This is a genomic window from Aquimarina algicola, from assembly GCF_006443095.1.
GTDB classification, from domain to species: Bacteria; Bacteroidota; Bacteroidia; order Flavobacteriales; family Flavobacteriaceae; genus Aquimarina; species Aquimarina algicola.
Map to the genome: position 1 here is coordinate 575,535 of NZ_VFWZ01000002.1, position 13,064 is coordinate 588,598.

5 protein-coding genes are annotated in these 13,064 nt (G+C 34.7%); all 5 read right to left on the reverse strand.

From position 1 onward, the window contains the following. Positions 1-11: 11 nt before the first annotated feature. The 5 genes from FHK87_RS06475 to FHK87_RS06495 all read right to left on the reverse strand — a co-directional run bounded on the left by FHK87_RS06475 (position 12) and on the right by FHK87_RS06495 (position 12,808). Positions 12-1,397 (reverse strand): vanadium-dependent haloperoxidase, encoded by a 1,386-nt coding sequence (locus tag FHK87_RS06475; protein WP_226294120.1) that lies wholly within the window; start codon positions 1,395-1,397, stop codon positions 12-14. Then, positions 1,378-4,644 (reverse strand): VCBS repeat-containing protein, encoded by a 3,267-nt coding sequence (locus tag FHK87_RS06480; protein WP_140591719.1) that lies wholly within the window; start codon positions 4,642-4,644, stop codon positions 1,378-1,380. Before FHK87_RS06480 ends, FHK87_RS06475 begins: the two co-directional genes overlap by 20 nt. 27 nt (positions 4,645-4,671) lie before the next feature. Continuing rightward, on the reverse strand, positions 4,672-8,001 hold the full coding sequence (locus FHK87_RS06485; protein WP_140591723.1) for an FG-GAP-like repeat-containing protein: 3,330 nt from the start codon (positions 7,999-8,001) through the stop codon (positions 4,672-4,674). Positions 8,002-8,195: 194 nt separating this feature from the next. Then, complete coding sequence (locus FHK87_RS06490) at positions 8,196-9,773, reverse strand: RagB/SusD family nutrient uptake outer membrane protein (protein WP_226294121.1); 1,578 nt, start codon at positions 9,771-9,773, stop codon at positions 8,196-8,198. 11 nt (positions 9,774-9,784) lie between these two features. Then, positions 9,785-12,808 carry a SusC/RagA family TonB-linked outer membrane protein gene (locus FHK87_RS06495; protein ID WP_140591728.1) on the reverse strand — a complete coding sequence of 1,008 codons (3,024 nt, stop codon included), beginning with the start codon at positions 12,806-12,808 and terminating at the stop codon, positions 9,785-9,787. Positions 12,809-13,064 lie beyond the last annotated feature (256 nt).

A 13,064-nucleotide genomic window follows, 5' to 3' on the forward strand; every position in this document is an offset into this window, starting at 1 on the left:
ATATTGGTACTTTATGGATTACCCACTACTTTTGAGTGATTCTGAGTCATTTTTAATCTATTTATGACAAAATTACCCAAATTACGCCCTTGTTCTAGTCCCAAGTCTATTGCAGAACGATAATGAATCCCTCCATAAAGTCTACTTATTGCCGCCTCATCTGCTGCTGTATTAAAAGAGGTAAAAGATCGTACTGGTAGTCCATAGGGTACTTCTGTATCATCATCAAATGCAAATTGATCTCCAAAAATTTCTGTAAGTACAGTAGACGCCGCTCCTGAAACGACAGAGTGACCACTTGTATATTCTGGAAAAGGTGGGGTTTGCAAGACGGGCTCCCAGTTTTCATCAATATGTTGATTGATCAATGTTTCGGGTCGGATTAAGTTGCTTCTGTATTTCTCATCCCAACAGCTTATAAATGCATCTGAAATTGCGATACTCGTTTTGGTATATGCATATATGGTTTTTGCAAAATCTGCATTGGCCTTTATACAGGCTATTTTACAAATTCCTATCCAATGTGCTCCCGGTGTAATTTTTTTGGTAGCAAACATAAGATGTCCTTTGTGAGTTGAAACATAAGGATTGCAATCCCAAAATTGTGCAATTTCTAATTTTTCAGAACCTTCTCCTTCTTCTTTTATTGTTTTTCCTACTTGATGGGTTTCTAGTACTTCTACATAGAAAGGAGACTCTTTTTCAAGAGAAAACTCCGGATGTTTATGAGGTGTAAATTGTGCTGCAGAGTCTATAATTGAAGGCCGAATTTTACGCCAATGTGGCTCTATACCATCCATATAATCCGGAGGTGTGGGTTGCCAACGCGAAGGATCTTCTGTATTGACCGTAAATTTTGGCATTGTACGCGTTTGCGCATAATTATCTTTAGCCAACCATTCTTTAATATGTTGCGCTACCGATAAACCATATGCTTTTGAATCCTCAAAAGTCTTCTTATTGATCGTCTGCCATGACCCGTACAAACTATCACTATAAGTTTCTATCCTATCCTCAGAAAAAACTAGCGCTTTACCTACGTCAAGATAAGCTACTATTGCAGCTACCTTATAATCAATTTGTTGTGTAGTATCAGGTTGAGGAACATGACTAAGACCATGTAATTGGCCTGATAAGGTTACATAATCTTTATTTTGATGTTTGATAACTTCATAAGCAGCAATATTGGGATAATTATAGATTCTACTCGCTACCGGAGGAGAAAAAATATCATGTACCATCACTGCTGTAAGTCGACCTACCACCGCATGATATTGATCCGTAGATATTTCTATTGTCTTTGGTTCTTGTTGACAAGAAGTAAAAACGATGAGACTAAAGCCCATTATTAGGCTTTTATACATATTTGTTCTTTTTTTATTCTCTAACCATCTCATACATTTCTGGTTTTGCATTATTTATAGTGACTAACAAATAGTCCTTATCGTCAAAATTAACAATATCTAGTCCTCGCACTAATTTCTGAGTTAAATTAATATTGAGTTGATCTCCTGTACTAATTTTTCCTCCTTTTTGTACAATAGCACCAGAAAAACCATCAAATCGACCATGATATGGTATTACCCCAAAATGATTACCTGCCACTAACATCTCAGTTGTACCATCTTTATTAAAATCATACTCTAGCATTTGTGTGATAGGTGATACTTGTAATACATCTTCAAAAGGAATAAAAGTAAAATTACCTTCATCGTTTTTGAGATATCCGGATGCTAATTGATGTACTTCAAAAAGAATAGCTTTATCCAATACCTGTTTCTCAAATATCTCATCGACTGTTTTTCCTGCAAAAGAAGCATAGGTTGTAAACTTTTTCTTCAAAAAATTCAATTGCCCTGATAGCTCATCCAATCCATGAACAGGATAGTATTTTTCTCCTTTTGGAATTGCTAATACCGTTTCTGTTTTTTTATTATTATCAAAATCCGCATACCACATTTTGAGTGGAAATTCCTGTGAAGCTTTTAACTTTGTATTCAATCCAAAATTACCCAACATATAATCTAAATCGCCATCACCATCGACGTCAAATTGATGTATTGATTGCCATAAACCATTTATTTTTTGAGTGATCATGGTCTCAGTAACATCAATAAGATTTCCTTTTGTATTTTTAAAAAAACGAGGAGACATCCACTCTCCTATAACTATTAGGTCTTTGATTTGATCTCCATCAAAATCACTCCAGATAGCATCTGTGACCATTCCGACGTTTTGCAATTCATCATTCTTTTGTACTGTAAAATTCCCGTGATCATTTATCAAAATATATGAGTTGGGGAGTTTTCCAAAATCATTAGATACGACATATCCACCAACAAAAAGATCCAGATCTCCATCTTGGTCAATATCATAAGATTTTATTACCGATTCATGCTCATATAATTCTGGAAATTGTGCTTTTTGTAAACCTGAATTAGTAGTAAGATATAACCGATCTATTAATTGTTCTGATTGTCCATAGAATTCTCCTCCAGAAGATGCAATAAGAAGATCATTTTGAGTATCGTTATTAAAATCTTCAATAATGGCAACTACATCTTCTTTGGTTTTTTCTGCTTCAAAAATGGTTAATCCTTGTTCTTCAAAACCTTTTGAGGTTTGAAAAAACAGTTGAGACCTTTTATTTTTAGCACTTCCGAAAAAAATATCATCTTTACCATCTCCATTGATATCTCCTACTACAGTGGCAGGGCCTTTATCTGAAATTTTATACGGAATCAATTTCTGACGATTAAAGTCAAGGTATGTATTCTCTTCATGCGTATATGTTAACCCCGGTAAACTATCTATCTTTTTAAACCATCCTTCATTTTTGGGGAATACATCGTTATAATCTACAGATTGTCTTTTGGGCAATACTTTAATCGTAAGTGTTTGGTTTGTTTTTATGTTTTCTGCAATTTGTATGGTTTGATCGGGCCAAATAACTTTGAGTGAGTCTACAGTTTCTACCGCTCCATAACCAAAGTGTATTATAGCTTCTGAAGAAGATTGAAATCCTTTTGCCGTAAATAGCTGTTTGTATTGTGAAATCCCATTATGATATGAAATTACCTTAGTTCCAATTCCTAAAGCATTCGGTTTTTTGTACGAAAACTTCAACTTAAGATAATTAGCTTTTTCATTGGTTGTATTGTTGTAAAAAGTAGCTGGAGCATTTATATTGTTTGTCACAATATCAATATCTCCGTCGTTATCAAAATCAGCATATGCGCTTCCGGTAGCAATTATTGTGTCATTTGGCAACCATTTTTGTGATTGATTTGTAAACTGAATCCCTTTCTCGCCCTTGAAAATGTAGTTTTGAACTGCTCCCGAGGGCATCAGGTCTAATGCTTCTTGATCTACTAATTTTGTTTTGGTTAATTTGTCTTTGATCTTATCATTAGAAATATATTTTATATAATCCAGATCATTAGGCCGTTTTGGGATTCCGTTAGAAATAAAAATATCTTGATGACCATCTTGATCATAGTCTGAAAATAAGGCAGACCAACTCCAATCACTTGCTGCCACACCACTAAGTAAGGCAGTTTCTGAAAAAAACTTCCCTGAGTGATTCACCTGAAGCATATTACGTGTAAATTGATAGTGATACCCTAATTGATGTATCCGCATATTTAACATATCTATCGTTTCATCTCCTACAGAAGCTTTGAGAACTTTTTCATCCTCCGGGCTCATATCAAGAGTTAAAATATCATAAAAACCGTCGTTATTAATATCTGCAACATCACTCCCCATAGAAAAACGGCTGGTATGTCCAAATTTATCTTTTGACTGTTCATTAAATGTACCATTCCCGTTATTGATATAGTAATAATCATCCTCATGAAAATCATTACTAATATAGATATCCGGATAACCATCATTATTAAAATCGGCTGTAGCAATGCCCAAACCATATCCATTGGCTCCTCCAAAAATACCCGCTTCTTCACTTACATCTGTAAATACATTATCGTCGTTGCGAAGAAGTTTATCTCCACTTTCATAATTTCTTTTATACCGTATTGAAGCTTTGCCAAAAGAATTCTGAGTATGTATAGCATGATTAAGTAAATACAAATCTAAATCTCCGTCATTATCATAATCAAAGAAAGCCGCTGTAGAAGAATAGTTGTCAAAGGCTAGCTTATATTGACTTGCTTGTTCTGTAAATGTACCATCTCCATTATTAATAAATAATTCATTTACTCCATCCAACCCTTGAATCCCCACTACAGCGCACACATAGATATCCAGAAACCCATCGCCGTTTACATCTGCCATAGTTACTCCTGTATTCCAATCAGAAGTCCCTTCGACTCCGGCTTTTTTGGTAATATCTTCAAAAGTAAAATCTCCTTTATTGAGATATAATTTGTTTTTTTCTTGATTTGAAGCAAAATATACGTCTACCCAACCATCATTATTGATATCGCCTACTGCTACACCAGCTCCATTATAGAAGTATAGATAATCAAGAATATTTACATCTTCTGATGGAGTGAGTGTATTTTGAAAAGTAACATTAGTCGTTTTTGATGATACGCTTTCAAATAGTTCCCCTTGCTTTATCTTTTGTTGGGTACAAGCAGCAAATACGAATACGTTTACTAAAAAAAATATTTTTTTCATGTGTGAATGCCGGGGGTGCTTTATTATTTATTTTTTCAATGTAAACAATTTAGGGCTTTTATCATTCAATCCGGCAATCAAATATCGATCTCCAGAGGTGCTTTTGATCCAATGTAGTTCCCTTAATTGCCCTTCAATAAAAAAACCTGTATTTTTCTGATCTGAATATTGTTGTGCGGCACTACTCATCAAAATAGTACCTCTATTGGCATCTAGGCGAGAAAATTGAGGTTTATATTCGTAATTATTTCCTCCTAAAATCAGATCCTGAATACCATCTTTATTAAAATCATAAACTTCTATATCATAAATACATGATAATTGTGCTGCTACAGGTAGTATTTTGATTTCAAAGTCACCTTTACCATTGTTGTACGCGATAATACTCTCAAATGTATTTACTTCTTTTACAATTGCCTTTTGTAATACGTCTGCAGAAAATAATTCATCTATTGATTTTGTTGCGTATTCTGAAAATTTTAAGTTCTGCTTTTTCAAAACATTAATTTGATTGGTAAGTTCTTTTTTTAAGTGAACAGGAACATCTTTACCATCTATTGTTTGTGTAAAAATTTGTTCGATAGTACCATTATTATCAAAATCATTGATATAAAGCTTTACCGGGTTTTCTTTATTTGCTTTATACATAGCATTAAGTCCTCGATTTCCTAATACCAAATCTATATCTCCATCATTATCCAAATCTTCGGCCTTTATGGCATTAAACCATCCAGTAACGTGATCTAATTTGCTGGCAAGGGGACTAAGTCTTCTTCCGTTATTTTTGAATATCTTGGGAGCCATCCATTCTCCTACAAGGATAAGATCTTTTTTGCCGTTACCATCTATATCTTTCCAAGTTGCATCAGTAATCATACCTACATCCTGAGCTTTAAAAGCTTTAGATTCGATCACATTTTTAAAATTGCCTTTTCCATCATTTTCTAAAAGTTGATTTTTGGGATTGATCCCATAGATTCCCGGTACACTTATATTACCTAAGAAGAAATCTATATCCCCATCCTCATCAAAGTCACATGGTGCTATAACAGCAGTATTACTGTCATTTATAATTGTTTGTCCTTTTGAGAAATTACCTTTTCCATCATTGCTATACACCCTTGTATTGAACTGCGATGATTTTGTTTGTGCGAAATTACCGCCTGAAGCGACTACCAGATCTAGATCATTGTCATTATCAATATCTATAAAAATAGCCGCTGTATCTTCATAAAGTGCTTCTTCTTCATCAGTCCAAGGGGTTTTATTCTGAGAGGTATTGACTAATTTCCCTCCTTTTTTATGAATATATAACATTCCTGCCTGCCCTTTTGCACCTCCAACATATACATCTTCTTTACCATCTCCGTTTACGTCTCCTACAGCTATCGCAGGACCTTCTTTTGATAACATTTTGGGTATCAATCCCTCATAATCAAAATCTACATATACATCTTCTTGATGAGCAACCATATCAGACTTTATTTCTTCAAAATATAGTTTTGATTTTCTTTGAGGAACATTATATATTTCAGCAGCTTCTTTTATATCAATCGATAGCGTTTGGTTTACTTGAGTTTCTTTAATTCTCTGGATTTTTTTATTAGGCCAAATGATATGTATTGAATCAATTTTTTCTGCTTTTCCCAATCCAAAAGTCATAGTGTAATCAATAGAAGATTGAAATCCTCTTGATGGAATTAATTCTTGTCTTAGGACTTCTTGATCTTTATATATTTTTACTATACTACCGATTCCAAATGTATTTTTTTCAGCTCCTTTTAATTTGATTCTTATAAAATTATTATTTGAATTATTTTGATATACGAATACTGGCATATTTACATTATTAACGATCAAATCAAGATCACCATCATTATCTAGATCGCCATATGCCGCACCATTAGAAAAACTAGGTTCTGTAAATCCAAAATCTTGAGAAGCATTAGAAAAAGTAAGGTCTTTATTGTTTTTGAATGCATAATTCACCTGAGGAACACTTGGCATCTTATTAATAATAGAGTCTTGAGCTGTTTTTACCCCGGAAATTGCCATTTTTTGATATACTTCTGCAGCAAAAAAATCCATAAAGTCCTGATTGGTAAGATCATGATAAATTCCATTGCAAACATATATATCTCGATACCCATCGTTATCCATATCAAATAATAAGGCTCCCCATGACCAGTCTGTATTACCTACCCCGCTATAAAAAGCAATTTCAGAAAATGTATCATCTCCATTGTTAAATTGAAGTGTATTCTGCATATATTGATGGTAAAAATCTTTGCGTTGTTTGAGTTGATAGACATCAAAACGTTCAAAATCACTTGTGTTTTTAAGACGCTCATCTGCTTCAGGAAGCATATCTGTTACAAACACTTCTGGTTTACCGTCATTATTCAAATCTGCCATGTCTGCTCCCATTGAAGCTAGACTGATATGAGGCATTTTATTCTTTATATCTTCCGTAAAAGTACCGTCTCCATTATTGATATATAGATAATCTCTTTCATAAAAATCATTCGAAACATAGATATCAGGTAGCAAATCATTATTTACATCTCCTATAGTTACTCCTAAGCCAAAACCAATAAGGCTTCCGTATATCCCTACTTGTTCGCTCACATCTACAAATACACCATTATCATTTCTCATTAATTTATCTCCTCCTCCTTTGAAAACTTCAGGCAAATCCCAATCCTCACTTCTAAGTTCTCTTTTATCAGAATATCCAAGACTACTTACAGGGATAAAACTATTATTCAAGATATAAGCATCTAAATCGCCATCGCCATCATAATCAAAAAAAGCTGTATGCGTTGTAAAACCACTATCAGCGAGGTTATATTTTTCTGCTTGCTCTGTAAAGGTTAGATCTCCATTATTAATGAACAGTTCATTTTTTTGGTCATCACCTTGCACATTACCAGCGTTACAAACGTAGATATCTAATAATCCATCAGCATTAATATCTACCATCACCACACCGGTAGACCATAATCGATCTCCTGATGTTGAAGAAGTATCAGAAATATCTTCAAAAGTAAAATTACCTTTATTAAGATACAGTTTATTTTTACCCATATTGGCAGTAAGATACACGTCGGCCAGACCATCATTATTGATATCTCCAATGGCTACTCCTCCGCCATTATAAAAATTACGATACTTAAAAATATTAAAATCCTTTGTGTTAGTTACTTGGTTTGTAAAATCAATGCCCGTTTTCTCGAACCCTATTTTTGAAAAAAGATTTTGTTCTAAAGTTTCTTCTGGCGACTTTGTTTCGGTTGTATTCTGTTTACATGAAACAAATATTACAATATTTAACAGCCAAAATATACGGCTCATCATAATGGATTATTTTTTTCTAAAGTTAAAACGAATGTACAAAACTCAGTATACTTGAACTTATCTATTCTTTCTTTCTACAAATAATTTTGGACCATTGTAGTCTTATTTAATGTGTCAACATCATGTAATTATGTTGAAGTGCCACGTCTATAAGTAGACGTGGCACTTTAAAACAATATTATACTATTTTTCAATTAATACCCTGAATTTTGGGTCAAATTAGGATTTGTTGCCAGTGCTTCTGCCGGAATTGGCATCAACAAAGCTCTTTCTGGCGAAGCATCTGCTTTTGCTTGCCATGTTCCTAAAAATGTATTGAAACGAATTTGATCATTTCTTCTCCAGCCTTCCCAATATAACTCACGAGAGCGTTCATCAAGAATATCAGACTCTGTAACAGCAGGTAACATAGATGCATTTCTTGAGGTTCTTAACTCATTGATAATAGCAAGAGCAGATTCTCCGTTAGTATCAGTACCTCCTCTCAAAATAGCCTCCGCTTTCATCAACCTAGCATCTGCATACCTAAAGAACACATAATCATTACCCGGAGCGTCATCATTAGAAAAAGAAATTCCATCTGCATCAGCACTAAGCTCTAAATTTGGTAAATATTTAATAACTCGAATTCCATTTCTTTCATTTGAGCTAAAAATATCTACTTCTTCTGTAAACACTAATGGATTCCCTGGGCGGTCTTCTAAATCGATGAGAGATGTAAGTGTTTTATCAGAAGGACCTTGCTGTTGTCCTACCAAAAACCCTGCATTGTACCCAAAGGCATCTGTTAAACCAGGGATGTCAGTACTTCTTCGAACATCTCCATCTTCAAATAGATTGTATAAATCTGCTGTAGCCACAAAACCATTCCAACCACTAGGTTGTTGATTATAATGCATGGTCATATGCCATCTGTTACGTATATTACCTGTTGCTCCTCCTAATTCGTTTTCTGATACAAAAATAATCTCTGTAGATGTTTCTGTATTGGTAGGAGTGAAGCTACTAAAATAATCATCTTCTAGAGAATACCCTGTGATTTCATTAAGGTGGTTTATTGCCATAGTCATATCTACAGGATCAAAAGTATAGGGTCCGGGTTGCGCGACTCCATCTTGGCCAGTTGCTTTATACACCGCTTTATTAAGGTATAATTTGGCCAAAAGCATTCTTCCTGCATTTTGTGTAGCTGTAATTGGACCATTTGCTGTAGGCATATCATTTAATACTGCTTCCATTTCACTAATAAAAACATCTATAGCTTCTGCCCTACCCAGTTGTTGTGTTGGCGGTTGTAATAAATCTTCGTTACAAGCTCTTCTAGGCACAACACCAAACAAGTCCAAAGTAAAGAAATCTGATAAGGTTCTTAAAAAAGTAGCTTCTGCAATCTCAGTAGCCGAAGCATCTCCATTGCATAGTACTAATTGTGCATTAAATGCCCTACTGTTTAAATCTCTCCATGTTTTATCAATATGTGGGTGTGTATTTGTCCATGAGTGTAGATGATGATCTCTCCAGGCTCCTGCATCATCCCAATCTGCACCTCTTGTAGGTGCAATTAATTCGTCTGAAGAATGCACATAGGACGCCAATATATCTTGCTCATGTTGTAGTTCTCTCATAGAAGAATACGCTCCTGCCAGAAGGTCTGATGCGCTAAAACCAGCAGCTTCATTAACAGAATCATTTAGCTCTTCATCAAGGTCGGTACATCCTATCATTAGGATTGCTCCAACTAATCCGATACCTATTAATTTTATATTTTTCATTTTCATTTTTTTTAAAATCTTGCATTAAACCCTAAAGAAAAAGTTCTGGCTCTTGGATATGTAGAATAATCAATTCCAAAAGAGGGAACTCCATCAACTGCTTTATTTACATTCACTTCCGGATCAAATCCATCATAAGGTGTTATTACAAATATATTTTGTCCTGTAGCATAAAAACGTAATGAATCGATCCATTTACCTATTTTATCTCCATTAAGCGTATATCCAAGAGTTAAATTATTTAACCTAAGAAAATCTCCACTTTTTAAATATTGTGTAGAAGGTTTTGGTGTTTGATTTGCTTCTCCTGAAGCTACAACTTGTTCTGTAACATTACCCCCTGCGGCAAGTGCTCCGGCAGTAAAAATAGCATTGGCAGTATTGTCATAAATTTGATGTCCATATGCTCCATTAAAAAATACACTAACATCAAGATTTTTATATCTAAAAGCTGATGATATCCCTATTGTAAAATCCGGATTTGGGTCTCCTACAAAAGCTCTATCTCCCTCTCCCGGTGCAGTAATACCACTAGAGGTATCAATCCCATCTCCATCTAAGTCAGCATAGCTAGATACTCCGTTCTCGTCAAACCCTTCCCAAATTGGTAAGTAAAAGGCATTAATCGGCTGACCGTCAAATAATAGCTGAGCACGTTGCCCTGTTAATCCTTGTCCGTTAAGTTCTCCTGTCAAGATTCCTGCAGGGAATATGCTCGATACATTATTAAGTTCATTACTTAAGAAACTTGCATTTACACCTACTTCCCAACTTATATCTTCATTATCAATGATAATTCCATTTATAGCGATATCTACACCCGAGTTTTCTACCTCAACTCCGTCTAGATTTCTCCAAATAAATACATTAGGAGCTTGTTGTCCAGCTCGAGTTCTAAATAACAAATCTTCTGTCGTCCTTTGGTAATAATCAACTGACCCCGTTATTCGGTTATCCAAAAAACCAAAATCAATACCTGCATTGATTTGTACGGTACTTTCCCATTTTAAATTTGGATTACCCACTGTAGATTGTACAATACCTCCTGATCCGTCTGGAGTAAACTGTGTTTGAGCGGAACCCGAAGGGAATTCCTGATTACCGGTAAGACCATATCCTACTCTTAGTTTAAGATCACTAAACGTATCCGGAATAAAATCTTCTTGAGAAAGTCGCCATGCCACTGCTGCAGAAGGGAAATATCCATATTGCTCATCATCTCCAAAACGACTTGAGCCATCTGCTCTTAATGTAGCTGTTATCAAGTACTTATCGTATAAGGTCACATTTGCTCTACCAAAATAAGATTGTAATTCTGTATTAGGATCAAAGAAAGAAGTGTTTCCTCCTGATAATGTATTATCAGAATTAAGAGTCGGAGCAGGTCGCTCTGATCCGAAGTTTACATTATTAATATATAGATTTTGATCATCTATAGAAAAATCTTGTACCCTTAGATTATCTCCCCTTCGTTCAAACTGCTGGTAAGAATATCCTACCACAGCGTCCAAAAATACAGCATCATTTAATTGCTTATTGTAATTAAGTGTGTGTTCAAATAACAAGTTAGACGTAAATATATTTTGTATATCTGCAATACCTCCATTAACAAAGTTGGCTTGCATTAATCTTGAAATCCCTATTCTACGTTTTGATTCTGTTCTACCGACACCAAAGTTAAATTTGTAACTAAAGGCATCTGTAAAACTATATGTCGCTGACAAATTTCCTAAAATATTAGTCGTTTCTGCCAAATCTGTATAATATTCTAAGAATGCAAGTGGATTACGTGGATTATCATTGAATTGTAAAAAACTCCCATCAGGATTAAAGAGTGAACGGGTAGGATTCCAACGTAATGCTGATATTATCAAATCTCCTTCAGCCGTTGCATTTTCAGCAAGTGCGGTAGCTTCATCTTTTATAAATGAAGTAATTAATTTTGTATCGATTTGAAGTTTTTCGTCAAAGAATTTTTCTGTAAGATTAAGTGTTCCTGTATATTTTTCCTGTCCAGTATTCTTAATAATCCCTTCTTGATCTTGTAATGATAATGAGAATCGATATCTACCTGTATCAGAACCGCCTCCGTAGCTCAAATTGTAATTTTGAGTAATTGCTGTTCTCAATATTTCATCTAAAGCATCAACATCTTGTCCAAAATCAAGACCTGGCTCTCCTATAGCATTAACCGCAGAAGAGAACCCACTTGCATCTAATAAATCATATTCATTAGCAATAGAAGATACACTTATGGCAGAAGAAAAATCTAGTTGTGGTTTTCCTGATTTTCCTTTTTTGGTAGTAATGATTACTACACCGTTTGATCCTCTTGATCCATAAATAGCGGTGGCGGATGCATCTTTCAATACGTCGATACTAGCAATGTCATTTGGATTAATAAAGTTCAAAGGGTTTCTTGCAGAAGAACGACCTGTTCCAACATCTGTTCCTGCACTGGTATTACCTCCATCCAAAGGAACTCCATCTACAACAATTAATGGATTATTACCTCCTCGAATAGAAGATGTACCCCTAATCCGTATATTATTGGCTGCACCTGGTTCTCCACTCGCAGCAGTAACTTGTACTCCGGCAACTCTACCTTGTATTAGCTGATCTGGAGAGTTTTGTACCCCTTGGTTGAAGTCTTCTGGTTTTACTGTTGCTACTGCTCCTGTAATGTCTTTTTTCCTTACTGTACCATAACCTACAACAACTACCTGCTCAAGTTCTGCAGCATCTTCTTCCATTGTCACATTAATAGTAGTTTGCCCTGCTACTGCTATTTCTTGAGCTTTGAATCCTACATAACTGAATACTAAAACAGCATCTTCAGGAACATTTTCAAGAACGTATTTTCCATCAAAATCGGAGACAGTTCCGTTTGCTGTTCCCCTCACAAGAACATTTACTCCCGGAATTGGTCCTCCTGCATCATTTACGACCCCTGAAACCGTAATCTGAGAAAACACCATACTCCCCTGTAAAAATACCAGAAGATATATGAGTTTTTTAAGTATCATACTTTTCATAATATAGAGTTTGATTTTTAATTTGAATTATTTTTAGTTACTATTTGTTTTAAATACTTTTTTTGAATTGTAATCATGGAACATCCATGCCTTCTTTATCATTTTGACTAACTCTGCAACTATATAATAAAAAACATAACAAAATCTAGCTACAAAAAATGTGAATGTCCCATAGATTACAAATACAAGAAGTCTCTTTTCAAAGAAACTCCTTTACTAACAAACAAAAATTATTTACGCTTTCTACTATAAACAT

What these genes read in the sequence shown, in the direction of transcription:
- FHK87_RS06495 (WP_140591728.1), bottom strand. Translation starts at nt 12,808, where the DNA reads ATGAAAAGTATGATACTTAAAAAACTCATATATCTTCTGGTATTTTTA.
- FHK87_RS06475 (WP_226294120.1), bottom strand. Translation starts at nt 1,397, where the DNA reads ATGAGATGGTTAGAGAATAAAAAAAGAACAAATATGTATAAAAGCCTA.
- FHK87_RS06490 (WP_226294121.1), bottom strand. Translation starts at nt 9,773, where the DNA reads ATGAAAAATATAAAATTAATAGGTATCGGATTAGTTGGAGCAATCCTA.
- FHK87_RS06480 (WP_140591719.1), bottom strand. Translation starts at nt 4,644, where the DNA reads ATGAAAAAAATATTTTTTTTAGTAAACGTATTCGTATTTGCTGCTTGT.
- FHK87_RS06485 (WP_140591723.1), bottom strand. Translation starts at nt 8,001, where the DNA reads ATGATGAGCCGTATATTTTGGCTGTTAAATATTGTAATATTTGTTTCA.